The sequence below is a fragment of the Pseudomonas sp. Arb-4-2C genome, assembly GCF_055755015.1.
Genome location: NZ_CM146899.1, coordinates 2,669,387 through 2,694,841 on the forward strand (window position 1 = coordinate 2,669,387; position 25,455 = coordinate 2,694,841).

The window sequence follows — 25,455 nt, forward strand, 5'->3', positions numbered from 1 at the left end:
GCGGCAAAGTGAATTATCGGCTGAGTAACGCACAACGCGCCTGCAAAAACGTCTGCAGTACCCGGACTCGCTCGGACACCTGCACCCGATGCGGGCACAGCAGGTTGAACGGCACGCTCTCGCCTTGCCAGTCATTGAACAGCGTCACCAGTCGCCCGGCGTGCACGTCTTCGGCGACGTCCAGCCAGGCCTTGTAGGCGATGCCATGCCCGGCCAGCGCCCAGCGCCGTGCAACTTCGCCGTCATCGCTTAAGTAGTCGCCGTGGACTTCGACTTCCAGCGTTTCGTCCTCGCGACTAAAACGCCAGGTGTTGTAAGGCCGCCCCTTGCGCAGGTAGAGCAGGGCGCTGTGCTCGCTCAATTCGCCGGGATGTTGCGGTGTGCCATGGCTGGACAGATAGTCGGGGCTGGCGCAGGCAACCCGCCGATGCGCCGGCAGAATCGGCAACGCCACCAGCGTCGAATCGCTGGGCACGCCGTAGCGCAGGGCGACGTCCACGGTTTCGCGAAACAGGTCGGCCTGGCGATCGTTGAGCAGCAACTGCAGCTGGATATTCGGATGTTCGCGCTTGAAGTCGTCCAGCCACGGCAGCAACACGTTGCGCCCGAAGTCCGACGGCGCCGCGAGTTGCAGCACTCCGCTCAGGCCTTCGCCGTGTTGCTTGAGCGCTTGTTCACCTTCGGCCAGCGCACCGAGGGCGATGCGCACGCTGTCGAGATAACGCCGACCTTCTTCGGTCAGGCGCATGCTGCGAGTCGAGCGGGCGAGCAGGCGGATACCGAGCCGGGTTTCCAGCCTCTTTAGCGCAATGCTGGCAGCGGCGGGCGTCAGTTCCAAGGCACGGGCAGCGGCAGAGATACTGCCGGAATCGGCCACGCGGACGAAGATCTCCAGATCGAGAATCGAGCTCATTGGTAAAAATCCTTTAAAGATCTTTGCGCTTTTGCGGGATTTTTCCGTGATTGGCAAGCCCAGCTGCTGCAATCAGTGAGCTGCACGCTTTTGCCTGAAAGCAAAAAGATCGCAGCTTGCGGAAGCTCCTACATAGAAATACGTGTTTTCTGTAGGGGCTGCCGCAGGCTGCGATCTTTTGATTTAAAGCGTTATTACGCGCGTAACGTGCGCGTCATGCGCAACGCCAGCAAGCTGCCGCCGACGATCACACCCGCCAGCAGGTACAACGCCGCATCGGTCGAACCGGTGCTGTCCTTGACCCAGCCGACCAGGTACGGGCTGAGGAAACCCGCCATCTGCCCCATCGAATTGATCAACGCCAGGCCACCGGCAGCAGCACCCGCGCTCAACATGGCGGTCGGTACCGGCCAGAACATCGGCAGACCGGTCAACGCGCCCATGGTCGCAAGGGTCAGGCCGAGGATGGCGATGGCCGGGTTGGCGGCGAAGTTCACCGCGATGACCAGGCCGATGGCGCCCATCAGCATCGGCACCACCAAGTGCCAGCGGCGTTCTTTGCGCAAATCCGCCGAACGCCCGACCAGCAACATGAACACCGCCGCCAGCAAGTACGGAATCGCGCTCAGCCAACCGATCACCAGGTTGTCGCTGAAGCCAAGGTTCTTGATGATCGACGGCAGCCAGAAGTTGATCGCGTACACGCCGCTCTGGATGCAGAAGTAGATCAAGCCGAAGGCCCAGATCGCCGGGTTCTTGAACACCGCGAGCAGCGAGTCGGACGTGGTCTTTGGTTTGTTCGCCAGGTCTTCGGCCTGATCAGCTTCAAGGACGGAGCGCTCATGTGCGGTCAGCCACTTGGCGTTGGCGAAGCTGTCGCTGAGCAGGAAGTACGCGAGCACGCCGAGGATCACGGTCGGGATGCCTTGCAGCAGGAACATCCACTGCCAGCCGGCCAGACCACCTTGCCCGGCGGCGAAGTGATTGAGGATCCAGCCGGAGAACGGACTGCCGAGCAGGCCCGAGACTGGGATCGCCGACATGAACAGCGCCATGATCCGCCCACGGCGGAACGTCGGGAACCACTGCGAGAGGTACAGCACCACGCCCGGGAAGAACCCGGCTTCGGCCGCGCCGGTAAACAGGCGCAGGGTGTAGAACTGGGTCGGCGTGGTGACGAACAACAGGCAAGTCGACAGCGTGCCCCAGGTGATCATCATCAGCGCGATCCAGCGTCGTGGGCCGAATTTGGTCAGCGCCAGGTTGCTCGGTACGCCGCACAACACGTAGCCGATGAAGAAGATACCGGCACCGAGGCCATACACGGTTTCGCTGAACTTCAGCGCGTCGAGCATCTGCAGTTTGGCAAATCCAACGTTGACCCGGTCGAGGTAGTTGAACAGGTAGCAGATGAAGATGAAGGGGATCAAACGCAGGGTGATGCGTTTGTAGACGGCGTTTTTACCGTCATCGATGGTCTGGGTAGCTGCGGCGCTCTGCGACATAGCGGCTCTCTCTTTATTATGATTTTTTGCGATGCACAGGTTAACGTTGATCGCTCTGAGAGTCTCGGCCACCTGTGGCCGGATTGTCTTTGTGCCTGAGCACAGGGTTTGCCGTCAGACCCTGTGCGGGTGAACAACCGTCCGCCGCCGCTGCTTGAGGATTTTGCCGATCATGTTCGAACTCGATCACGACCTTGCTCAGGATATCGTCGACCGGGCCATGGCCATTTTGCCCTACAACGTCAACGTCATGGACAGCCAGGGCTTGATCCTCGGCAGTGGCGAGCCGGAGCGCATCAATACTCGCCACGAAGGCGCACAACTGGTGCTGGCCAACGGTCGTGTGGTCGAGATCGACGCGCAGACGGCGGTGCATCTGAAAGGTGTGCAACCGGGGATCAACTTGCCGCTGTTACTCGATCAACGTTTGATCGGCGTGCTCGGCATTACCGGTGAGCCGGAACAACTGCGCACCTACGCCGAACTGGTGCGCATGACCGCGGAAATGCTGGTCGGCCAGCGCAATCAGCAAGCCGAACAGCAATGGCGGCGCCAGCGTTGCGATGACCTGCTAGCGTTGCTGTTGAGCGAAGCCGGGGACTCGCCGCGCCTGGTCGATGAGGCGCAGCAACTGGGGCTCAAGCCGCAATTGACCCGGGTGCCGTATCTGTTCGAACTGGGCCTGGAACATGGCCCGGGGCAAACCGTCGAGGCGTTGAGCGCCTGGTTGACCTCGCGTTATCCGGACAGCTGGTGCGTGAGTTCGGCCAAGTCATCGCTGCTGTGGTGTCGCCCGGCGGCTCAGAACGTTGAGCATGATCGTTTGCTGGAAAAGCTTGACGGCCTCGGCTGGAACATTCTGCGCATTGCTGTCGGTGGGCAGGCGGACGGGCTGGCCGGGTTGCGTCGTTGTTATCGGCGGGTCGGCGATCTGCTTGCCTATGGCCGGGACGTGTTACCGCACTCGCGCTTGCTGACCCTCAATCGCTATCGCTTGCCGGTGATGCTCTGGCGCCATCGCAACGATGATGCGCTGGACGAGTTGCTCAAACCGTTGCGTAAAGTCATCGCCAAAGACGGCAACGGCCAACTGCTCGCGACCCTGCGCAGTTGGTGCGAGCACGACGGACAGAGCCAGGCGTGTGCCGATGCACTGGGCATTCATCGCAACAGTTTGCGTTACCGGATGGAGCGGATTGCCGAGATCAGCGGGGTGGATCCGCTGCGTCTGGATGGGATGTTGGCGTTGTACCTTGGGGTGCAGTTGTTGCCGCAGACTGATCCAGGCTGATCGGGTGTTTTCAAAGACGCCTTCGCGAGCAAGCCCGCTCCCACCTTTGGAATGCATTCCTCCTGTGAGAACTTGCTTCACCTTTGGAATGCATTTCTCCTGTGAGAACTTGCTTCCACCTTTGGAATGCATTCCTCCTGTGAGAACTTGCTCCCACCTTTTGGAATGCATTCCTCCTGTGAGAACTTGCTTCCACCTTTTGGAATGCATTCCTCCTGTGAGAACTTGCTTCAACCTTTGGAATGCATTTCTCCTGTGAGAGCTTGCTTCCACCTTTTGGAGTTCACTCGTCCTGTGGGAGCGGGCTTGCTCGCGAAGAGGCAGGTACATACAACACATCTCTCGCTGAGCTTTTGTGGAAATGAACAATAAACGCCCACCCCGCTTGTGCAGCGGACAGGCGTCAATGCGCATGCCGACTGGCAGCATGAGAAGCATTGGAACTGGAGAATTCGCATGAAGATCGTCATCGCCCCCGATTCGTTCAAGGACAGCCTGAGTGCCCAAGGCGTTGCCGAGGCCATTGCACTGGGCCTGGCGCAGGTCTGGCCGCACGCCACACTGGTCAAATGCCCGATGGCCGACGGCGGCGAGGGGACGGTGGAGTCGATTCTTGCCGCCTGCGAGGGCGAGTTGCACCGCACCCGGGTGCGTGGCCCGCTGGGCGCGCCGGTCGACGCTGCGTGGGGCTGGTTGCCGCATAACCACACCGCGATCATCGAAATGGCCGAAGCCAGTGGCTTGCAACTGGTGCCGCCGGGGCAGCGTGATGCGTGCATCAGCAGCACGTTCGGCACCGGTGAACTGATTCGCGCCGCGCTTGATGCCGGCGCGCAACGGGTGATTTTGGCGATTGGTGGCAGCGCGACCAACGATGGCGGCGCAGGGGCCATGCAGGCGCTCGGGGTCAAGTTGCTCGATGCGCAAGGTCAGGCTCTGGTGCCGGGCGGTCTTGCGTTGGCGCAACTGGCGCGTCTGGACCTGAGCGCACTTGACCCACGTCTGGCCCAGGTACGCTTCGACATCGCCGCCGACGTCAACAACCCGCTGTGCGGCCCGCACGGTGCCTCGGCAATTTTCGGCCCGCAAAAAGGCGCGTCACCGACCCAGGTGCAGCAACTGGATCAGGCACTGGGGCACTTCGCCGAACTTTGTGCGCAAGCGCTGGGCAAGGACGTTCGCGATGAACCGGGAAGCGGTGCTGCGGGTGGATTGGGCTTTGCCGCCAAGGCATTTCTCGGCGCGCAATTCCAGGCCGGGGTTGAAGTGGTGGCGGAACTGGTGGGCCTGGCCGACGCCGTCAACGGTGCCGATCTGCTGATCACCGGCGAAGGCCGCTTCGACGCGCAGACCTTGCGCGGCAAGACCCCGTTCGGTGTGGCGCGGGTCGCCAAACAGCACGGTGTGCCGGTGATCGTCATTGCGGGCACGCTGGGCGAGGGTTATCAGGAACTCTACGAGCACGGCATCGATGCGGCATTCGCCGTGACCAGCGGCCCGATGACCCTGGAACAAGCCTGCGCCGAGGCGCCGCGCTTGTTGCGCGAACGGGCGACGGATATTGCCCGGGTCTGGCAGATGGCCAAACTCAATATCTGACGCACTGAAAACATTGTGGAGAGGGGATGAATCCCCTCACCACAGGGGGGCAAGCTGCAAAGGTGTTTCAGCTCTGAAACACCTTGAAAAATATTTCCGCTTTACACGAAACCTTCCTAAAGCCCGGCCGATACAGAGATCAGGCGCACACAGATTCCCTCGAACAGTGACGCCGGACTGAACCCGCCCAAGGGCCAGTGATGACGGCAAGGACGCTCGCAGTTACCTCTATCCGAGAGTCCAACCATGTCCTTGCGTAACCTGAATATCGCGCCCCGTGCCTTCCTCGGTTTTGCCTTTATCGCCTTGCTGGTGATCGTCCTTGGCGTGTTCGCCGTCAATCGCATGTCGACCATTCGCCAGGCCTCTGTCGATATGGAAACCAATCAACTGCCCAGCGTCGCGTACCTGGGCAAGGTCACGGAAAACGTTCTGCGCCTGCGCATTCTGTCGTTCCGCGTATTGGTCAACCGAGAGCCGGCGGCGTTGCAGGATGCCCAGACCCGCATCAACGAACTGGTGGACAAGGTGCGCAGCGCCCAGGCCGCTTATGCCGCGTTGCCGGCCGGAGGGGAGGAACTGGCGCAATACAAGGTCTTCGCCGCGACGCTCGACAACTACTTGCAAGCGCAAAACCAGATGATGGAGCTGTCGCGCCAGGACAAGGTCGAAGAGATGCGCACCCTGATCAATACACGGATCAAGGACGGCACCGATCAGATGGGCGAGCAGCTCAACAAACTGATCGCGATCAACGCTTCGGATGCGAAAGACGCCTCCGCTCAGGCCGGCGAACATTACGACAGCGCCATTACCGGTATCGTCATTGTTGCCGTTGTCGCGGCACTGGCTACCGTGCTGCTGGCCTTGCTGCTGACCCGCAGCATCGTCACCCCGTTGAACCGTGCAGTACTGGCGGCGCAAACCATCGCCGGTGGCAACCTGAGCAAAACCATCGAAGTCGATGGCAAGGACGAAGCCACGCAGTTGCTGCAGGCGCTGGCCACGATGCAAACCAACCTGCGTAAAACCATCGAGCAGATCGCGGGCTCCGCCACCCAGTTGGGCGCCGCCGCCGAAGAACTCAGCGCGGTCACCGAAGAAGCCTCGCGTGGCTTGCAACAGCAGAACGACGAGATCGAACAGGCTGCGACGGCCGTCAACGAAATGACCGCCGCCGTGGAAGAAGTGGCGCGGAACGCCGTATCGACCTCCGAGGCCTCGAACCAGTCGACCCACGCCGCCCGCGAAGGTCGCGATCAAGTGGTGAAGACAGTCGACGCGATCCAGATCATGACCCGCGACGTGCAGAACACCGCGCAGATGATCGAAGGCCTGGCCGCGCAGGGCCGCGACATCGGCAAGGTGCTCGACGTGATCCGCGCCATCGCCGAACAGACCAACCTGCTGGCCCTCAACGCCGCCATTGAAGCGGCACGTGCCGGTGAGGCCGGGCGTGGGTTTGCGGTGGTGGCGGACGAGGTGCGCGCCTTGGCCCATCGCACCGCGCAGTCGACCCAGGAAATCGAGAAAATGGTCGCCGGCATTCAGAACGGCACCGGTGAAGCGGTGTCGTCGATGCAGCAAAGCAACCAGCGCACTCAGACCACCCTGGAAATGGCCCGCGCCGCCGGTGTGGCGCTGGAGCAGATCACCCAGTCGATCCATCAGATCAACGAACGCAACCTGGTGATCGCCAGTGCCTCGGAAGAACAGGCGCAGGTGTCTCGCGAAGTCGACCGCAATCTGGTCAATATCCGCGATCTGGCCACGCAATCGGCTGCCGGGGCCAATCAGACCAGCGCTGCGACCCATGAGCTGTCGCGTCTGGCGGTGGATTTGAACGCCATGGTGGCGCGTTTTGTGATTTGAGATAGGGTGAAGGCTGGAGACCGCGCAATCAGGAGACGTACATGCGCTATTCAGCCTTGACCCAACGAATCGCCGGGGAGGGAGCAGCGGCCTGGCAGATTCATGACCGAGCGCTGGAGTTGCGCGCCGAGGGTGTCGATATCCTGCTGCTGAGCGTGGGTGATCCGGATTTCGATACGCCGCTGCCGATCATCCACGGCGCCATCGATAGCCTGTTGGCGGGTGATACGCATTATTCCGAGGTGCGTGGCCGTTTGGCGCTGCGCAAGCTGATCGCTGCTCGTCATCAGCGCCGCAGCGGTCAGGTGGTGGATGCCGAGCACGTGATCGTGCTGCCCGGCGCGCAATGCGCGGTGTATTCGGTAGCTCAATGCCTGCTGGATCCGGGCGATGAAGTGATCGTCGCCGAACCGATGTACGTGACCTATGAGGGCGTATTCGGGGCGTGCGGCGCGACGGTGGTGCCGGTTCCGGTGCGGCCGCAGAACGGTTTTCGCGTTGACCCGGCCGATGTCGCGGCGCGGATTACACCGAAAACCCGCGCCCTGTTGCTTAACAGCCCCAACAATCCGTCCGGCGCGAGCCTTTCCCTAATGATCTGGCAGGAACTGGCGGCGCTCTGCGTGCGCCACGACTTGTGGCTGATCAGCGACGAGGTCTACAGCGATCTGCTCTATGAGGGCGAGCACGTCAGCCCGGCGAGCCTGCCGGGCATGGCCGAACGCACCGCGACCATCAACAGCCTGTCCAAATCCCACGCCATGAGCGGTTGGCGGGTTGGCTGGTCGATCGGCCCGAAAGTGCTGGCCGAGCATTTGGTGAACCTGTCGTTGAGCATGCTGTTCGGCTTGCCGGATTTCGTGCAGAAAGCTGCGGAAGTCGCGCTGGAAAGCGATCTGCCGGAAGTGGCGCTGATGCGTGAGGAATACCGTTTGCGCCGGGATCTGGTGTGCGAGCGGTTGCGCGGTTGTCCGGGGTTGCAGCCGATTCGTCCGGATGGCGGGATGTTCGTGATGGTCGATGTGCGTCAGACCGGGTTTGGCGCGCAGGCGTTTGCCGAGCGGTTGCTGGAGGGTTACGGGGTGTCGGTGCTGGCTGGGGAGGCGTTTGGGCCTAGCGCGGCGGGGCATATTCGCATCGGGCTGGTGCTGGACCGGGTGAAACTGGGCGATGCCTGCGCGCGGATTGCGTTGTGTGCGGCGCAGCTGTTGCAGGCGCGCAGTGCCTGAGAGATGTGTGTGGTTTGAACCGGCCTCTTCGCGAGCAAGCCCGCTCCCACAGTAGATGGACGTGTACAAAACATTTTCTGTACACACTGGCCCCCTGTGGGAGCGGGCTTGCTCACGAATGCAGTCTGCCATTCAGCGCATTTTCAGCCCTGCCAAGCTACCGGGTTGACCAGATTCGCCGGCTTCTCCCCAGCCAGCGCAGCAAGCAGGTTCTCCACCGCACAGCGCGCCATCGCTTCGCGCGTCTCATGCGTCGCCGAGCCCATGTGCGGGGTCGCCACCACATTGTTCAGCTGCAACAGCGGCGAGTCATGATTCAACGGCTCACGCTCGAACACATCCAGCCCCGCCGCACGAATCCGCTGATGGTGCAGCGCGTCGATCAGCGCCGTCTCATCCACGACTTTGCCCCGCGAAATATTGATGAAGATGCTCTCCGGGCGCATCAGCGCAAACTGCTCGGCACCTATCAGGCCTTCGGTCTGTGCGGTCAGCGGCAAGGTCAGGCAAATGAAATCCGCCTCTTGCAGCAGCGCTTCGAGGCTGCGGTACTGCGCATCGAAACGTGCCTCGACCGCGGGCTTACGCGATTGGCTGTGATAAAGCACCGGCATGCCAAAACCGAAATGCCCACGCTGGGCCAGGGCCTCGCCGATACGGCCCATGCCGATGATGCCCAGGGTCTTGCCATGCACATCGGTGCCGAAATGCGCCGGGCCGATGTTGCGGTGCCATTGGCCGCTGCGCACCATGTTCGCCAGTTCCACCACGCGCCGGGCCGTGGCGAGGATCAGCGCGAAACCGGTGTCGGCGGTGGTTTCGGTGAGCACGTCCGGGGTGTTGCTCAGCAGGATCTTGCGCCGGGTCAGGTAGTCGATGTCGTAGTTGTCGACGCCCACCGAAACGCTGGCGATGGCCTGCAGTTGCGGCGCCAGGTCGAGCAGCGCCGCGTCGAGTTTCAGGCTGGCGCCGAGCAAACCGTGCGCGCCGGGCAGGGCGTCGCGCAGCTTCATCAGGCCGTCGGCATCGAGGCTTTCGATCAGCGTCACGTCACAGTGTTGTTGCAGGCGCGTCATCAGCGCCGGCGAGAGTTTCTTGTAAAGCACGACTGTTTTTTTCATGGGCAGAATCTCTTCAGGAATGCGCTGGCACGGGACGCGTGGCAACGGCTTTGGCCACGACGCGGTCACTGGCACCGGGCTTGAGAAAAATCGTCAGCACCACCGACAGCAGCAACGCGCCACTCATCAGCAGGTACGAGGCACCGGGCGAGCCGGTGGAGCTGTTCAGGTAACCGACCAGGTACGAGCCGCCGAACGAACCGAGCGCGCCCATGCTGTTGATCAGCGCCATGGCGCCACCGGCGACGTTGGCCGGCAGGATCTCCGGCACGATGGCGAAGAACGGCCCGTAAGGCGCGTACATGCAGGCGCCGGCAATTACCAGCAAGGTGTACGACCACCAGAAGTGTTCCGCGCCCAGGGCGTAGGACCCGTAGAACGCAATAGACGCGATCAGCAGTGGCGGCCAGACGAAGCGTTTGCGCTTTTGCAGTTTGTCCGAGCCCCACGACACAGCGAGCATGCCGATCACCGCCGCGAGGTACGGCAGCGCCGACAGCCAGCCGGCTTCGATCATGTCCATTTGCGCGCCGGCCTTGAGAATCGACGGCAGCCACAGCACGAAACCGTAGACGCCGATGCTCCAGCAGAAGAATTGCAGCGCCAGAATGATCACCTTCGGCGAACGGAACGCCTCGGCGTAGTTCTTCACTGCCTTGATGCCGACCTGTTCGGCGGCGAGGGCGCTTTCCAGGTCATGCTTTTCCTGTTCGCTCAGCCACTTGGCCTGAGCGGGGCGATCATCGGCCAGCTTCCACCAGATAAACGCCCAGATCACCGCCGGCAAGCCCTCGATGATGAACATCCAGCGCCAGCTGAAATGCTGCACCAGATAGCCCGAAACCACCGACATCCAGAGCATCGTTACCGGGTTGCCGAGGATCAGGAAAGTGTTGGCGCGCGAGCGTTCGGCACGGGTGAACCAGTGGCACAGGTAAACCAGCATCGCCGGCATCACTGCCGCTTCGACCACGCCGAGCATGAAGCGAATCACGATCAGCCAGTAGGCGTTGGAAACGACCCCGGTGAGGGTGGCGAGGCCGCCCCAGAAAATCAGGCTGAAGAAGATCAGCTTTTTCACGCTGTGCTTTTGCGCGTAGATCGCGCCGGGCACCTGGAAGAAAAAGTAGCCGAGGAAGAACAGCGCCCCGAGCAATGAAGACAGGCCCGGGGTGATCATCAGGTCGGCGGCCATGCCCGAGGCAGCGGCGAAGCCGTAGTTGGCCCGGTCCAGATACGCCAGGCTGTAGGTGATGAAGACGATCGGCATGATGTACCACCAGCGGCGGGTGGCGAGGGTTGCAGTTTTCATGGTCTTGCTCCTGAGCTTGTTGTTTTTGTCGCAGCAGGTTCAATTAATGGTTTGTCTGGGCGGGCCTCTTCGCGAGCAGGTTCGCTCCCCCAGGGGAATGCGTTTCAAATGTGGGCGTGAGCCTGCTCGCGAAGGCGGACTCGAATTCAGCGATGAGTTCGGATCGGGTCGGCAAACCCTCCATATCCCCGCGACTCTGCACCGCCCGACTGCCAATCCAGTTCGCACGCTGCACTGCCTCGGCAAAACTCTGGTGTTCCAGCAGGGCGCTGATCATGCCGACGGCAAACCCGTCACCCGCGCCGACGGTATCAACCACGTTGGTCACCGGTACTCCGGCGACAAAGCCCTGATCCAGTTGCGTGCGGTAATAGGCGCCCTGAGGCCCCAGCTTGATCGCCACCGCTTCAGCGCCTTGATCGAGATAAAACGCGGCAATGTCCGCCGGGTCTTCAAACCCGGTGAGCAAACGGCCCTCACTCAACCCCGGCAACACCCAGTGGGCGAGGGCAGCGAGACGATTTATCTCGCGGATCATTTCCTGCTCGCTGGCCCACAGGCTCGGACGCAGGTTCGGGTCGAACGACACGCTGCGCCCGGCCTGGCGCATGCGGGTCATCAGCTCGAAAGACATTTCCCGCGCGGTGGCCGACAGCGCCGGTGGAATCCCGGTGGCGTGCAGGTGACGGGCACTGAGCAGCATCGGAGTGATCGACTGCGGTGACAGATGACTGGCTGCCGAGCCGCGACGGAAGTACTCGACCGTTGGGTCGCTGCCATCATCGTTGCGGGACTTGAACTGGAAACCGGTCGGGTACGCGTTGTCGACTTCGACATGGCCGCAATCCAGGCCCTCGCGGGCCAATGTTTCAACAACAAATCGTCCCAGTGAATCAGCACCGACGCGGCTCAGCCAAGCGACCTTGAAGCCCAGCCGAGACAGTCCGATGGCGACGTTGCTGTCCGCCCCGGCAATCCGCCTGTGGAACTGGTCGACGAATGCCAGATCACCGCTCTGTTCGGCGACAAACATGGCCATGGTTTCGCCGAACGACAGGATATCGATCTCAGACATGAGCAGGCTCCAGGCGCGATTGGCCGAGGCGGGCGAGGGCGGCGACGTGTTCGGTGGTGAGTTGCACCAGGTCATCGCCCTGCAACGGATATTCGGCGGCGCGCATAACGCCTTGGGCCATGTGCCGCAGCAGTTGTTCCCAAAGATGCAGGTCGCTGACGGCCGGCGGCACCGCCACCAGCTTGCCGTCGGCACGCCGAGCCACGGCTTTGCAATGTACGTAGCCGACATGCCGCCCGAGCAAGCGTGCGGCGTTGGCGGCCGATTGGTCCTGCCACTGCCAGTTGCCGATGTCGAAGGTCATTTTGACCGGCAGGTTGTGCTGCTCGACGGCGGCGAAAAAGCGCTGGAACGGTTCGATACGGCCGCCGTGCAGGGTTTGGTCATTCTCCACCAGTACCTGCACCGGGCTGTTGCCGAGCAGTTGCTGCAACGCCTGCAGATCACAGTTATCGGTGAAATAGCCGAGCGAGACTTTCAGCCATTTCGAGCCGAACGCCTGGGCGTGTTGCAGAGCGCTGATCAATTCGGGATTGGGCCGCGCCTGGCCGGCGAGCCATAGTTCGGTCGGCGACGAATAGATGCTTTGCAGACCCTGCGCCTGAGTGGCGGCCCGCAGTTGCTCGGGCACTTCACGGGTCAGCAGCTCTTCACGCCATTCAATACGATCGGCGCCGGCAGCGGCCAACACATCGATGAAGAAGTCCTGCCCGCGCTGGCGTACCAGTTCGGCGCCGTAGCTGGACAGGCTGATGGAAACGGCAGGTTTATTCATTCTTATCTACCTCTGAAACCGGTTTCATTTTTGTTCAAAAAAATCGTTCTCTCGAACTTCATCGCTGGCAAGCCAGTTCCCGCAATGTCACTGGAAAGCTCAGAACCTGTGGGAGCGGGCTTGCCCGCGAAGAGGCCGTATCAGTCACCGCAAAATCCACGGGTCGAACCGCGCTCTATGAGCACCGGCGCAAAATCCAGCATTCGTGCCGCTTCATCATCCCCCCGCAAACGCTTGAGCAAACACTCAAAAGCTCGCGCGCCAATCTCCTCTGTAGGCTGGGCGAGGGCAGTAATCCCGCTGCCCACCAACGGATACCAATCCAGATCATCCAGCGCGATCAGCCCGACATCCTCGAACAACCGACAGCCAACTTCGCGCAAGGCCAGCGTGCAGGTCAGCGCCGCCACGCCATTGGCGCAGAACAGGGCTTTCGGGCCCGAATCAGGTGTGTTCAAAAAGGTTTGAAGATCGTTCGCAAGGCTTGGGCCGGTCTCCAGCACCGCGCCATGCATGTCTTCGCGCTGGCCAATCTGCTGCTGAAAGCTGCTGACCCGCTCGATCCGCGAACTGGTGCCGTCATAGGGTTCAGTCACCAGCAGTACATCGCGATAGCTGCGCTGCTGAAGGTGTTCGAGCGCCATCTCGATGGCCTGCGGGTTGTCCAGCCCGACCATGTCGCTGTCCAGGCCTTCAACCTTGCGATCCACCAGCACCAGCGGCATTTCCCGCTTCAACTCATCCAGCTCATCCCGGTGATGACCGAGGGTGTTCACGATCAGCCCTTCGATGTTGTACGAGCGCAGGAGCGCCAGGTGCTGGCGTTCCTGCTCGTCATCGCGGTCGGTGTTGCACACCACCAGGCTGTAGCCGTGCGCACGGCAGGCGGTTTCCACCCCGTGCATCACCGCAATCGAATAAGGGTTGCGGATATCGGCCACCAGCATGCCGATCAGGCGGGTACGCCCGCGTTTCAGACCTCGGGCCATTTGATTGGGGCGGTAGCCGAGTTCGGCAATCGCCTGTTCGATGCGCTGGGCAATGGCATCGGAGAGCAGGGCACGGTCATCGCCGATAAAACGCGAGACGCTGGCCTTTGACACGCCAGCGCGCTCGGCGACATCGAGCATGGTGACGCGGCTGCGCTGGGCGGCGGAGAAGTCGTTCAAGGTTTGAACCTTTTATTGGAGTTATACATTTCAATGGTTATGAAACCGGTTTCAGAAGACAACAATAACGCTATGCCGTCAAGTCTGGACACAGGGCAGATCCAGAAGTCCGGCGACGAGCGGTAGCTTTACCTGTCAGATATGACAGTAGGCAGTTGTGGGAAAACAGCGCTCAATCACTCCCAGTGTGAACCGAAGAAATCTGTGCTTGAGACGTAGATCATCTGGAGACGCATCCACAATGTCGCAGCCCAAAGAGCAAATTACCGCCGCGCCACTCAGGGTCGAGGGGGTCAGTGATCTGGATCCGGATGGCCGAATTCCATTGGACAAGTTAATCAATGGAACCTCGGTCATCATTCCCCGATGGGTGAGATTTCCAGGGCCGCAACAACCCGGCGATCCGGTCGAACCCTATACGGATCTATATATTTATTGGTTGCAGAATGGTGTCGAGAAAGAACTGTATCGCAAACGCTATACCTTCATTGACGACCAACCGGAGTTTAAGTACGCACTGACCCCGGCAATGTTGGAAGACGATGGCAGCGCCTTCATCCGTTACGTACTCGAAGGTTACGACGGGAATCTAGATCCCTCACCCTCCCGGAAATTGACGATTGATCACACGGTACACCCAGATCTTCAGAAACCCGGTTTTCCTGACGCTGACTTCTGGGGCAATTTGAACTGCAAAACGCTGCCACCCATTTGGGAAAAGATCCGTATAGAAGTAAAGCCTGAAACGCTGTTTCAAACACTTGATGTCTGTGAACTCCAATGGCAGGGGTTTGCTTCATTAAATGGCAGTCCGCCGGCGCTGACGCCGCTGCATATATTCAGTAAGACATTAAATGAAGTTGATGTCAGGCAAGGATTTGTTCTGGATATCCCCTTTGATCCCTATGTTCGACCGATGTTTGATAAACATTCTGGAACTGCGATGTATACGTTGGTGCGCAGTGGTGTTCCGCGGGCGAAGTCTGGTGTTGCTTTGGTAAAGATTGACCGAATTATTCCGGGGGAAACAGTGCCCTGCGGAGGGAGAGCGTAGATAACGATGTGGTTGTGCGTTAGGTATGACTTGAATGCAGTTGTCTCAACTTTAAATGCTTGCCTTATAGATCGGCATGATCAAATTGATTGGAGAAAAAAATGACTATCCAGGAAAAAATCGGTAAAGGAAAAAAACTGACGGCACAGGAAATTGCCGAGAACTCGCGTTTGGCATTGAGGACTTCTTCACTCAATGTCAGCATTCTGGCGCAGCCTCCGGTCATAATCGGGAAGATTGTCGATGACTTGATTCCAAAAGCCATTCTGGACCCGGGCCCCATGATCGTTCGTTTCGATACGACCACGATCATTGCACCGCATGATGGTGATGAATGGGCGCTCTACCAGCGCAAGGGAATAAACGGTAGCCTGGTTTTGATCAAGGAAGACGCATTCGGTCCCATCGCAACACGCCCGCAGTTCCTGGACATCGACGTGCCCACCGCTCCATTGCTGGATGACGATCTGGCGAAAGCTTCAACGACGTATCAGTACCAGTTCATCTTTTACAGGGGGGCTGACGGCAACCCGGATGCCTTGGCTTGGGTGACTGCGGAAATCGACCGTACCGCACCTGAGCAGGATAAGACCTCGGGGCGTAAATTCAAGCCAGAAGCAGCGGTTTTTACGAACTTGCCAGCCCGCGGCACCATTGATGATGAATGGCTGGCGAATAACCCGTTTCTGAATTTGATAGTGAATATCGGGTATGAATGGTATCGCCCGGATGACACTGTAGATGTTTACATTGGTCAAAACTATGGTGTGGGCTCACCGGTTTACAGTCAGCGATTGACCTCGGCCAGTATAGCGGTTCCGCGTGATGTCTTACCGAAGCTGGATTCGCTTTACTATTTTTGGTGTGTATTTCGCGATGTGGTAGGCAATGAAAGTGAGCAGTCACTCTCGAGCTCGTTCAATGTCCAGCGCCGTCCCCCTCCATCGCTGATACCTTGTGTCATTCCGAAAGGCATTTTGCCGGATGTTGTCGATCTGAAAGATCTGGAAGGCCCGGTTTTTGTCAATGTGCCCTATACCACCAATGGCCAGGAGAATGATCGAATCCTTCCAAGCGTTACTTCTGCGGCATTGTCGGTCAATTTGGGCAATCAAGCGTTGGGTTCAGACTCGACGAAAACACTTCAGTTTCCGATCTCGATCAGCCGGTTGTTGGCATTGTGGAATAACGCAACGGCAGAAGTGCCGATTGTTGCCAATTACAAGTTTTCTCGCGGGGTAGAGCCACTGGTACCAGCCGTTGACACACCTTCTGCGCTGGACTTTACCTACCGTGGCCCTGTAAATCCGGTTTTCCCCGACCTGGAAAATCCCGACATGACCAAGGTCACCGTGCTCGGTGCTTCGTCAACGCCTAACCATATCACCGCCGACGACCGGGGCAAGGACGTGGAGATCAGTACGCCAATGATTACCGCTCCGACGACATGGGTACCGTTGGGGGACGAGACAGCAAAACTCTGGTTCAACGGTTCTGTAGTCCATACTGAATTATTAACCGCCGGGGTGGTATCACCACTGACGGCCACCATGGACTCTGCGACGATTGATGCGGCGGCCCCTGTAACTGTTGCCTGGTGGACAATTGAAGAAACCGGCGGCGTGAATGTCATGAAATCGCCTGATCAAAAGGTGATCATTGATAATATTCGGGTCGATCTTCCGCCACCTTCAGTGCGTCTTTTCAATGGTTTTGTATCCTGCAGGTATCTGACGATTCCGGACTTTGAATTACCAGTGACGGTAACCATCGATCAGATTCACATGCCAACAAATACCGTTGTCACGCTCAGGTCGGTGGGCACCACAGATGCGGCGGGACAAAACGAAATTTCCGGGACGGAATATAGCGGCACCTACTCAATCACCGGCTCGGAAACAGGCGGGGTTTTCGTAAAAAACATTCAGCCATACTTGACCAAGTTGAAACCTATTCAGCCACCGGCAAGTTCGGGTCTGCCACGGGGCTACATAAAAGTCTGGTACGAAGTCACGATTCTCGGGACGGTCACTCCGTCGCGGCCTTTCCTGAATCAAGTGTCTTTACTCAATGAAAGCAATAACTACTGCGAGGGCACTCCGAATATTTGAGTGTGGGATATGACTGCCGGGAGTGTGTGTCCTCCCGGCATTTTCCTGACGGCATTAGGTAATAAATCCTCGCGAATTGAAGATTATTCCTACATACCTGTTTTTTATCGCACGGTAGTGTGCCAACCCTTCCGGGCGAGGTCGTATCGCCTGCAATCCAAATCACCATTTTTCGGTGAACAACGTGGGTGCGTTTTCATGTGGTCAAATACTCCTCACGGCGCTGAATCCTTCACAAAAGTCTGGTGGGGCAGCTCTTCTCTGTGTTTCTTCCTGCTGATATCTCCTTCTGTAAAGGCGGGAGGGCTGGTGGGAGGCAGTCAGACAATCAGCGCCGGTGCGCCTGTTGAGCAATGGACGCTTTCCCAAGGCGCCACGTTGAATGTCAACGGAGCTCAAACACTCGATGTCGCGGTTTTTCAGTCGACATTGAATACCAATGGTGCGACGACCCGGCAGATTTCCGCCTCGCAGGGCTCAACCCTCAGTGTCGTCAACTCGACGATAAACGGCGGTAATGCGCGCTCAGGACTGGAGCTGATCAACAGTGCTGCGACCATCACCGGCAGCACCATCAACGCCAATCGGCTGGGCCTGCAAGTGGCGCGTGACGTCAAAACCAGCTCCGGTTCCAGTGCAACAGTTTCGGACAGCACGATTTCAGGCGTAACAGGCGGTGCTCGCGCAACGGCCTTCAGTACCCTGACGATGTCCAACTCGATAATCGAAGGTTCCGCTGCAACCAGTTCCGGCGTGGCTCTGTTGAGTGCTACGGCCTCTGCCAGCAATGGCACCCGTATTGTCGGGGGACAAAACGGTATGACCCTGGGAATTGAAGGCGCTGGACTTCCGGCCAGTCAGTTGCAGCTCGATCGTTCGAGTGTCGAAGGCAAGACAGGGTCGGCCATTCTGGTCGATCATGCCGGAGTGTCCGCTCCTGTCTCACGAATTGCCGTTCTGAACGGGTCGTCCCTGACCGGGGGCAATGGGACGATTCTCGAAGTCCGCGGCGCTGCCGATGTGCAGATGAACGTTGCGCGCAGCAACCTGTCGGGCAATGTTCAGGTGCACGATAGCAGTGTGGCAGCGTTGAATTTTGTGCAGGGCTCATTAAACGGGAACGTGACAGGTGAATCAGGCAGTAACGTTTCCGTCAACTTGCAGCAAGGCTCACAATTGACCGGCACCTTGAATAACGTTGCGACTGTCAATATCGATGGGCAATCTCGTTGGGAATTGACCGGCAACAGCCAGGTCGGCGATCTGAATCTAACGGGCGGTACAGTCAAATTCGGTCCGGATAACGTTTTCTATCAATTGAACGTGCATAACCTTTCCGGTCATGGCCTGTTTGCGATGGGAACCGATTTCGCAACCAACCAAACCGACGTGCTCAATGTCACGGGGACTGCAACAGGCGATCATCAACTGCTGATCACCAGCACCGGCATCGATCCGGCCAGCGGTCAGCCAATCACTGTGGTGCACACTGCTGGTGGCGATGCAAAATTCTCCCTGGCCAACGCAGAAGGCAAGGTCGATCTCGGTACGTTTTCCTATGGTTTGAAGCCCGACGAGAGCGGCAAAAACTGGTTCCTGGATCCCGCAGAGCGCACGGTCAGCCCTTCTACCCGTGCAGTTACAGCTCTGTTCAACACCGCGCCGACGGTATGGTATGGCGAGCTGACCTCATTGCGCAGTCGCATGGGAGAGCTGCGCTTCAATCAGCAGAAATCCGGGGCTTGGGGCAGGGTCTATGGCAACAAGTACAACGTTGCCGACGCATTCGGTGATGGCTATCGGCAGACTCAGCAGGGATTCACATTGGGTGCGGACGCCCCATTACCGGTCGGTGACGGCCAGTGGCTGCTCGGTGTGATGGCGGGTCATAGCACCTCCGACCTGGATTTGCACAATGGCAGCAGTGGCACCATCAAGAGTTACTACGTTGGCTCCTATCTGACATGGATGGATGACATCAGTGGTTACTATGTCGATAGCGTGCTCAAACTCAACCGCTTCCAGAATGAAGCCAAAGTCGGCATGAGTGATGGCACTCGCTCGAAAGGCGATTACGATAACAGCGCGCTCGGTGGTTCGGTCGAGTTCGGTCGTCATATCAAACTGGAAAAGGATTATTTCATCGAGCCGTTCACTCAATGGTCTGCTGTGGTGATTCAAGGCAAGGATTACAACCTCGACAATGGCCTGCGAGCTGAGGGAGATCGTACCCGGTCGCTGCTGGGCAAGGCCGGTTTAACGGCAGGGCGAACCCTGCAGCTGGAGAGCGGTGCAATGGTCCAGCCGTATGTCCGTGCAGCATTGGCTCATGAATTTTCAAAAAGCAATGAAGTCAACGTCAACAACACCGTGTTCAATAATGATCTTTCCGGTTCTCGCGCAGAGTTGGGGGCGGGTATTGCTGTAAATTTGTCGGATCGCTGGCAAGCGCATGCAGAAGTCGAATATATGAACGGGAAAAACATCGAGATGCCGATCGGCGGCACCGTGGGGCTGCAGTTTAAATGGTAGAGCGAACGCCAAGTCTCTTCAGGTGACCATGAAAAACCCCGGACGATGCCGGGGTTTTTTTTATTTATTCTGGAGATTGACTAAGGATTGTGTCGAACTCACCATTGCACAGATAAGTGCCACTGCCATCAGCTTTTTCAATGGGCGCGTTGAACTTTCCGCTGAATTTCAGGGTTGGCAGATCCAGCGCGTACTGGATAGTGCCCGCTTTTGCCTTTTGCAGGGTCGGATTGTCGGGGTTCTTGTAGTTATTCAAAAAAAGGGTGGCGCTGTTATCTTCATCGGTGATGCTCGTAATTGTGTCTAACGCGTCTTTTGCGAAGGTAATAGTGAACGTCATGGCATGTCCACCATGGAAGGAAGTTGCAATAACCACATAGATCTCTCCTCGACCAGGTGTAGAAGAGCCTCTTAGTTCAGTCAGTGTTGCGGAAAAGGCCGAGCCATCTTCAAGGTTTGCTACAAAACGTTCTGTAGGATCGATAAAAGGGCAAATTTCTTTCAAGGCTGCACTGCTCATGAGTTAGTTCTCCATAGGGTAGGGCGGAAGTCCGGGCTATCTTGAGGGATGAGTGCACGGATAACTCATATAAGGCCAGTGCCGAGGCTTTGTATACTGTCAGGTATAACAGGTATACAACGTTGTTTTTTTATGTTCTCCGTAATGACTCATGGCGTCACTGCGGTAGTGTCTGGCTGGCCTGTGCGCACACCGATCATCCAAACAGTCCTGCTGCAATATTGATCGAAAATCCCAGAATCGCCGTATTGAACACGAAGCCGATCAGCGACTGCGCCAATACGATCTTGCGAATATCGCGGGTTGCGACGCCGACATCCGCAGTCTGCACCGCCACACCGATGGTGAACGAAAAATACAGGAAGTCCCAATAGTTGGGCGTGGTCAGGCCTTCGGCAAAACGCAGGGCCGGTTCCTTGCCGTCCCAGGTGTAAAACAGGCGCGCGTAGTGCACACAGAAGATCACCCCGATCAGCAGCCATGAGCCCACGACCGTGAGGGCGGTGAACGCGTAATGCAGAAGTTTGCGATGGGTATCCAGATCCTTGGTACCGGCCAGTTCCAACGTGATGGCGGCCAGGCTCGCCAACGCCGCGATACACACCACGAACAGCACCAGCCCGGCGTTTTCGTCCTCGACGACGGCGATGCGTTTAACGTCCGGTGCCTTGGCGCGCACGGTCAGCCAGAACATCAGGATCAGGTAGGTCCAGACGCCGGCGTTCCAGCCGATGAGGATTTTGCCGACGATGGATTCGGCAGGCATCAGAAGACCGGTGGCAAGGCCAACCAGGGCAGCGGCGGAAAGGCGAGGGTGGGTACGGGCGAGGAAACGCATGGGAACTCGATGGGCCAGGATGATTCAGACACATTAGCCCAGCGACGTCCGGGATGACTATAGGGTTGGCTGTTCGAAGGACACTGTGGGAGCGGGCTTGCTCGCGAAAGCGTCGTGTCAGTCGATGTCCAATCGCCTGAAAATCCGCCTTCGCGAGCAAGCCCGCTCCCACAGGGGTTAGTGGTGTTTGCTGAAGCGCTGTACCAGCTTCATCACCACCACAAAAAACAACGGCACAAAGATCACCGCCAGCGTTGCCGTGATCATCCCACCGATCACTCCGGTGCCGATCGCTTGCTGGCTCGCTGAACTGGCGCCGGTGGCGATGGCCAACGGCACCACGCCAAGGATGAACGCCAGCGAGGTCATCACGATCGGGCGCAGACGCAGGCGTGCTGCCTGCAACGTGGCATCGATCAGGTCGTGGCCTTCGTCATACAGGCTCTTGGCGAACTCGATGATCAGGATCGCGTTCTTCGCCGACAGACCAATGATGGTGATCAGGCCGACCTTGAAGAACACGTCGTTGGGCATTCCGCGCAAGGTCACAGCCAATACCGCGCCGAGCACACCCAGCGGCACCACCAGCAGCACCGAGGTCGGAATCGACCAGCTCTCGTACAACGCCGCCAGACACAGGAAGACGATCAGCAACGACAGACCGAGCAGGATCGGCGCCTGGCTGCCGGACAAGCGTTCCTGCAACGACAGACCGGTCCATTCCTGACCCAGACCTTTTGGCCCCTGAGCCACCAGACGTTCGATTTCCGCCATGGCTTCGCCGGTGCTGTGGCCTGGCGACGGTTCGCCGGAAATCGCAATCGCCGGGTAACCGTTGTAACGGGTCAGTTGCGCCGGGCCCTGCGTCCATTTCGCCTGAACGAACGCCGACAGTGGCACCATGTGCCCGGCATTGTTGCGCACGTGCATTTTCAGCAGGTCATCGACCTGACTGCGCTGATCGCCTTCGGCCTGCACCACCACCCGTTGCATGCGTCCCTGATTGGGGAAGTCGTTGATGTAGGAAGAACCCACGGCGGTGGACAGGACGTTACCGATGTCGGCGAACGACACCCCCAGCGCGTTGGCCTGCTTGCGGTCCACTTCCAGTTGCACCTGCGGCGCCTCGGCCAGTGCGCTTTCACGCACGTTCATCAGTACCGGGCTTTTTTCCGCAGCGGCGAGCAGTTCACTGCGCGCCTGCATCAACGTCGCGTGACCGAGGCCACCACGATCCTGCAGACGGAACTCGAAACCGCTCGACGTACCGAGGCCATCCACCGGTGGCGGCAGAACAGCGAACGCTACCGCGTCCTTGATCTGGCTCAGGGCAATGTTGGCGCGGTCGGCAATGGAACTCGCCGAGTCATCGCTGCCGCGATGCGACCAGTCCTTGAGGGTGGTGAACGCCAGCGCGGCGTTCTGCCCGCTGCCGGAGAAGCTGAAGCCGAGAATTACCGTGCTGTCGCCGACCCCGGGTTCGCTGGCGTTGTGCGCTTCGATCTGTTCGACCACCTGCACCGTACGGTTCTTGCTCGCACCCGGCGGCAGTTGAATATCGGTGATGGTGTAACCCTGATCCTCCACCGGCAGGAACGAGGAGGGCAGTCGCGCAAAGCACAACCCCATGCCGATCAGCAGCACGCCGTAGATCAGCAGATAACGCCCGCTACGCTTCAAGGCGTAACCGACCCAGCCTTGATAACGGTCGGTCAGTTGTTCGAAGCGGCGGTTGAACCAGCCGAAGAAGCCGCTCTTCTCGTGATGTTCACCCTTGGCAATCGGCTTGAGCAGCGTTGCGCACAGCGCCGGGGTCAAGGTCAGGGCGAGAAACGCCGAGAACAGGATCGAGGTCGCCATCGACAGCGAGAACTGCCGGTAGATCACACCCACCGAGCCCTGCATGAACGCCATCGGGATGAACACCGCCACCAGCACCAGCGTAATACCGATGATCGCCCCGGTGATCTGCTTCATGGCCTTGCGCGTCGCCTCTTTCGGCGACAAACCTTCGGTAGCCATGATCCGCTCGACGTTCTCCACCACCACGATGGCGTCGTCCACCAGAATACCGATCGCCAGCACCATGCCGAACATGGTCAGCACGTTGATCGAGAAACCCAGCGCGAGCATCGTCGCGAAGGTGCCCATCAGCGCCACCGGCACCACCAGCGTCGGGATCAGCGTGTAGCGGATGTTCTGCAGGAACAGGAACATCACCGCGAACACCAGCAGCATGGCTTCGCCGAGGGTGTAGACCACTTTGGTGATCGAGACCTTCACGAACGGCGAAGTGTCGTAGGGGATCTTGTATTCCACGCCGGCCGGGAAGTAGCGCGACAGCTCGTCCATTTTCGCCCGGATCAACGTCGCGGTCGCCAGAGCATTGGCCCCCGGCGCCAACTGTACGCCTACGGCGGTCGACGGCTTGCCATTCAGCCGTGTGCCGAACTGGTATTCCTGACTGCCGATCTCGACCCGCGCCACATCCTTGATGCGCACAGTGGAACCGTCCGGATTGGCCTTGAGCACGATGTCGGCGAACTCTTCCGGTGTCGACAGTTGTCCCTTGACCAGAATCGTCGCGGTGATTTCCTGACTGCCAGGGTTCGGCAGATCGCCAATGCTGCCGGCCGACACCTGAGCATTCTGCGCGACGATGGCGGCGTTGACGTCGGCCGGCGTCAGGTTGAAACCAATCAGCTTCTGCGGATCGATCCAGATCCGCATCGCCCGTTCGGCGCCGTACAGCTGCGCCTTGCCGACGCCGTCGATGCGCTTGATCTCGTTCATCACGTTGCGCGCCAGATAGTCGCTGAGCGCCACGTCATCGAGTTTGCCGTCGCTGGAGGTGAGAGTGATCAGCAGCAGGAAACCGGCGGAGACTTTCTCCACCTGCAAGCCTTGCTGGTTGACCGCTTGCGGCAGGCGCGACTCGACCACTTTGAGGCGGTTCTGCACGTCGACCTGGGCCAGTTCCGGGTTGGTCCCCGGCTGGAAAGTGGCCTTGATCGTGGCACTGCCGAGGCTGCTCTGCGATTCGAAGTACAGCAGGTGATCGGCGCCGTTCAGCTCTTCCTCGATCAGGCTGACCACGCTTTCATCGACGGTCTGCGCCGAGGCGCCCGGGTACACGGCATAGATTTCGATCTGCGGCGGCGCGACGTCGGGGTACTGCGCCACCGGTAATTGCGGGATGGCCAGCGCACCGGCCAACAGGATGAACAACGCGACGACCCAGGCAAACACCGGGCGGTCGATAAAGAACTGCGGCATAGAAGAGCGTCCTGCTTACTGACCAGAGGTCTGGGCAAGTGGAAGAGGGGTGTCGTCGATCTGCACCACTTCGCCCGGACGGGCGTGTTGCAGGCCTTCGATGACAATGCGGTCGCCGGGTTTGAGGCCGCCGGTGACGATCCAGCGGTCGTTCTGCACGGCGCCCAGTTGCACCGGCTGCTGGGCCACACGCATTTGCTCATCAACGGTCAGCACCTGAGCAATACCCGCGCTGTCACGCTGCACCGCACGTTGCGGCACGGTAATGCCGTGCGCAAGGGTCGCTTGTTGCAGGCGTACGCGGATGAAGCTGCCCGGCAGCAGGTCGAGGTCCGGATTCGGGAACTCGCTGCGCAGAATGATCTGGCCGGTGCCCGGGTCGACCGTGATGTCGCTGAACAGCAGCTTGCCCGGCAATGGATAGAGGCTGCCGTCATCCTGAATCAGCGTGGCCTTGACCTGATCCTGACCGACTTCCTGCAACTGTCCGGAACGGAAGGCGCGGCGCAGTTCATTCAGTTCACGGGTCGATTGGGTGAGGTCGGCGTGGATCGGGTTGAGCTGCTGAATCAGCGCCAGTGGCGTGGTTTCGTTCTGCCCGACCAGTGCACCTTCGGTGACCAGTGCACGCCCGACGCGTCCTGAGATCGGCGCAGTGACGGTGGCATAGCCCAGGTTCAGTTTCGCGCGCTCCACCGCAGCCTTGTTGCCGGCTACGTCGGCAGCCGTTTGCCGGGCATTGGCGCGTGCATTGTCGTAGTCCTGGGCACTGATCGCCTTGTCGTCGATCAACTGCGCGTAACGCTGCTCCTGCAGCTTCGCCTGGAACGCGTTGGCCTCGGCCTTGCGCAGCGCGGCTTCGGCGCTGTCGAGGTCAGCCTTGAACGGCGCCGGGTCGATGCGAAATAGCACATCGCCCTTTTTCACGTCGCTGCCTTCGCGGAAGGTGCGCTGCAGCACCACACCGGCCACCCGCGCGCGCACTTCGGCGATGCGTGGCGCGGCAATGCGTCCGCTCAGTTCGCTGCTGATCGACAGGGGGCGGGCCTCGATGGTTTCGATGCGCACGGTGGCCGGTGGCGCTTCCTCTTCGGCCTTAGAGGACGAATCACAGGCACTCAGCGACAGTGCGATTGCGATCAGGCCGAGCCCGGCCAGAAGATTTTTCGACATGTACCACCCCCAATATTGAAGCCCGCATCCTACGGCCAGACGCCGAGGGTAGCGGTGAAGCTTTGTAGGCGCTGTGTGAAATTGTGTAAG

The 25,455-nt window shown here is 59.3% G+C and carries 18 protein-coding genes; 7 read left to right on the plus strand and 11 right to left on the minus strand.

Annotated features, from left to right (window positions below):
• Positions 1-13: 13 nt before the first annotated feature.
• Complete coding sequence (locus AC0J41_RS11980; protein WP_473015681.1) at positions 14-913, minus strand: LysR family transcriptional regulator; 900 nt, start codon at positions 911-913, stop codon at positions 14-16.
• 194 nt (positions 914-1,107) lie between these two features.
• Entirely contained in the window at positions 1,108-2,418 is a 1,311-nt protein-coding gene (locus tag AC0J41_RS11985; RefSeq protein ID WP_025109942.1) for an MFS transporter, read from the minus strand.
• A 172-nt stretch (positions 2,419-2,590) separates the two neighbouring features.
• Between AC0J41_RS11985 and AC0J41_RS11990 the strand changes: the two genes are divergently transcribed.
• From AC0J41_RS11990 to AC0J41_RS12005, 4 genes are all read left to right on the plus strand, one after another.
• A complete protein-coding gene (locus AC0J41_RS11990; RefSeq protein WP_025109941.1) occupies positions 2,591-3,709 on the plus strand; it encodes a sugar diacid recognition domain-containing protein in 1,119 nt (372 codons plus the stop codon).
• A 456-nt stretch (positions 3,710-4,165) separates the two neighbouring features.
• Positions 4,166-5,308, plus strand: coding sequence for a glycerate kinase (locus AC0J41_RS11995; protein WP_473015682.1), 1,143 nt, complete (start codon positions 4,166-4,168; stop codon positions 5,306-5,308).
• Between the two features lie 246 nt (positions 5,309-5,554).
• Positions 5,555-7,180 (plus strand): methyl-accepting chemotaxis protein, encoded by a 1,626-nt coding sequence (locus AC0J41_RS12000; RefSeq protein ID WP_473015683.1) that lies wholly within the window; start codon positions 5,555-5,557, stop codon positions 7,178-7,180.
• 41 nt (positions 7,181-7,221) lie between these two features.
• On the plus strand, positions 7,222-8,409 hold the full coding sequence (locus tag AC0J41_RS12005) for a pyridoxal phosphate-dependent aminotransferase (protein WP_473015684.1): 1,188 nt from the start codon (positions 7,222-7,224) through the stop codon (positions 8,407-8,409).
• A 143-nt stretch (positions 8,410-8,552) separates the two neighbouring features.
• On the opposite strand, the gene AC0J41_RS12010 is transcribed toward AC0J41_RS12005, so the two are convergent.
• The 5 genes from AC0J41_RS12010 to AC0J41_RS12030 all read right to left on the minus strand — a co-directional run bounded on the left by AC0J41_RS12010 (position 8,553) and on the right by AC0J41_RS12030 (position 13,861).
• The gene (locus tag AC0J41_RS12010; RefSeq protein ID WP_473015685.1) at positions 8,553-9,530 is read right to left on the minus strand and encodes a 2-hydroxyacid dehydrogenase; all 978 of its coding nucleotides are present in this window, start codon (positions 9,528-9,530) and stop codon (positions 8,553-8,555) included.
• A 13-nt stretch (positions 9,531-9,543) separates the two neighbouring features.
• The gene (locus AC0J41_RS12015) at positions 9,544-10,842 is read right to left on the minus strand and encodes an MFS transporter (protein ID WP_473015686.1); all 1,299 of its coding nucleotides are present in this window, start codon (positions 10,840-10,842) and stop codon (positions 9,544-9,546) included.
• 43 nt (positions 10,843-10,885) lie between these two features.
• Positions 10,886-11,917 (minus strand): sugar kinase, encoded by a 1,032-nt coding sequence (locus AC0J41_RS12020; protein ID WP_473015687.1) that lies wholly within the window; start codon positions 11,915-11,917, stop codon positions 10,886-10,888.
• Positions 11,910-12,692 (minus strand): sugar phosphate isomerase/epimerase family protein, encoded by a 783-nt coding sequence (locus AC0J41_RS12025; RefSeq protein ID WP_473015688.1) that lies wholly within the window; start codon positions 12,690-12,692, stop codon positions 11,910-11,912. The genes AC0J41_RS12020 and AC0J41_RS12025 overlap by 8 nt, the downstream gene beginning before the upstream one ends.
• A 140-nt stretch (positions 12,693-12,832) precedes the next feature.
• On the minus strand, positions 12,833-13,861 hold the full coding sequence (locus tag AC0J41_RS12030) for a LacI family DNA-binding transcriptional regulator (protein ID WP_473015690.1): 1,029 nt from the start codon (positions 13,859-13,861) through the stop codon (positions 12,833-12,835).
• A 241-nt stretch (positions 13,862-14,102) separates the two neighbouring features.
• On the opposite strand from AC0J41_RS12030, the gene AC0J41_RS12035 reads away from it, so the two are divergent.
• The 3 genes from AC0J41_RS12035 to AC0J41_RS12045 all read left to right on the plus strand — a co-directional run bounded on the left by AC0J41_RS12035 (position 14,103) and on the right by AC0J41_RS12045 (position 19,558).
• Positions 14,103-14,915, plus strand: coding sequence for a hypothetical protein (locus AC0J41_RS12035; protein WP_473015691.1), 813 nt, complete (start codon positions 14,103-14,105; stop codon positions 14,913-14,915).
• Between the two features lie 101 nt (positions 14,916-15,016).
• Positions 15,017-17,026 (plus strand): hypothetical protein, encoded by a 2,010-nt coding sequence (locus AC0J41_RS12040; protein WP_473015692.1) that lies wholly within the window; start codon positions 15,017-15,019, stop codon positions 17,024-17,026.
• 9 nt (positions 17,027-17,035) lie between these two features.
• Positions 17,036-19,558 carry an autotransporter outer membrane beta-barrel domain-containing protein gene (locus AC0J41_RS12045; protein WP_473015693.1) on the plus strand — a complete coding sequence of 841 codons (2,523 nt, stop codon included), beginning with the start codon at positions 17,036-17,038 and terminating at the stop codon, positions 19,556-19,558.
• A 64-nt stretch (positions 19,559-19,622) separates the two neighbouring features.
• Here AC0J41_RS12045 and AC0J41_RS12050 read toward each other — a convergent pair whose 3' ends face one another.
• The 4 genes from AC0J41_RS12050 to AC0J41_RS12065 all read right to left on the minus strand — a co-directional run bounded on the left by AC0J41_RS12050 (position 19,623) and on the right by AC0J41_RS12065 (position 25,365).
• The gene (locus tag AC0J41_RS12050) at positions 19,623-20,078 is read right to left on the minus strand and encodes a hypothetical protein (RefSeq protein ID WP_473015694.1); all 456 of its coding nucleotides are present in this window, start codon (positions 20,076-20,078) and stop codon (positions 19,623-19,625) included.
• 196 nt (positions 20,079-20,274) lie between these two features.
• Positions 20,275-20,916: a DUF1345 domain-containing protein gene (locus tag AC0J41_RS12055; protein WP_473015695.1), complete on the minus strand. Its 642-nt coding sequence runs from the start codon at positions 20,914-20,916 to the stop codon at positions 20,275-20,277.
• A gap of 177 nt (positions 20,917-21,093) precedes the next feature.
• Entirely contained in the window at positions 21,094-24,192 is a 3,099-nt protein-coding gene (locus AC0J41_RS12060) for a multidrug efflux RND transporter permease subunit (protein WP_473015696.1), read from the minus strand.
• Positions 24,193-24,207: 15 nt separating this feature from the next.
• A complete protein-coding gene (locus AC0J41_RS12065) occupies positions 24,208-25,365 on the minus strand; it encodes an efflux RND transporter periplasmic adaptor subunit (RefSeq protein ID WP_473015697.1) in 1,158 nt (385 codons plus the stop codon).
• Positions 25,366-25,455 lie beyond the last annotated feature (90 nt).

Coding starts and splice junctions, on each gene's coding strand:
- AC0J41_RS12035 (WP_473015691.1), top strand. CDS start 14,103: ATGTCGCAGCCCAAAGAGCAAATTACCGCCGCGCCACTCAGGGTCGAG.
- AC0J41_RS12025 (WP_473015688.1), bottom strand. CDS start 12,692: ATGAATAAACCTGCCGTTTCCATCAGCCTGTCCAGCTACGGCGCCGAA.
- AC0J41_RS11995 (WP_473015682.1), top strand. CDS start 4,166: ATGAAGATCGTCATCGCCCCCGATTCGTTCAAGGACAGCCTGAGTGCC.
- AC0J41_RS12000 (WP_473015683.1), top strand. CDS start 5,555: ATGTCCTTGCGTAACCTGAATATCGCGCCCCGTGCCTTCCTCGGTTTT.
- AC0J41_RS12015 (WP_473015686.1), bottom strand. CDS start 10,842: ATGAAAACTGCAACCCTCGCCACCCGCCGCTGGTGGTACATCATGCCG.
- AC0J41_RS12040 (WP_473015692.1), top strand. CDS start 15,017: ATGACTATCCAGGAAAAAATCGGTAAAGGAAAAAAACTGACGGCACAG.
- AC0J41_RS12005 (WP_473015684.1), top strand. CDS start 7,222: ATGCGCTATTCAGCCTTGACCCAACGAATCGCCGGGGAGGGAGCAGCG.
- AC0J41_RS12050 (WP_473015694.1), bottom strand. CDS start 20,078: ATGAGCAGTGCAGCCTTGAAAGAAATTTGCCCTTTTATCGATCCTACA.
- AC0J41_RS11980 (WP_473015681.1), bottom strand. CDS start 913: ATGAGCTCGATTCTCGATCTGGAGATCTTCGTCCGCGTGGCCGATTCC.
- AC0J41_RS12010 (WP_473015685.1), bottom strand. CDS start 9,530: ATGAAAAAAACAGTCGTGCTTTACAAGAAACTCTCGCCGGCGCTGATG.
- AC0J41_RS12020 (WP_473015687.1), bottom strand. CDS start 11,917: ATGTCTGAGATCGATATCCTGTCGTTCGGCGAAACCATGGCCATGTTT.
- AC0J41_RS12060 (WP_473015696.1), bottom strand. CDS start 24,192: ATGCCGCAGTTCTTTATCGACCGCCCGGTGTTTGCCTGGGTCGTCGCG.
- AC0J41_RS12065 (WP_473015697.1), bottom strand. CDS start 25,365: ATGTCGAAAAATCTTCTGGCCGGGCTCGGCCTGATCGCAATCGCACTG.
- AC0J41_RS11985 (WP_025109942.1), bottom strand. CDS start 2,418: ATGTCGCAGAGCGCCGCAGCTACCCAGACCATCGATGACGGTAAAAAC.
- AC0J41_RS11990 (WP_025109941.1), top strand. CDS start 2,591: ATGTTCGAACTCGATCACGACCTTGCTCAGGATATCGTCGACCGGGCC.
- AC0J41_RS12055 (WP_473015695.1), bottom strand. CDS start 20,916: ATGCGTTTCCTCGCCCGTACCCACCCTCGCCTTTCCGCCGCTGCCCTG.
- AC0J41_RS12045 (WP_473015693.1), top strand. CDS start 17,036: ATGACTGCCGGGAGTGTGTGTCCTCCCGGCATTTTCCTGACGGCATTA.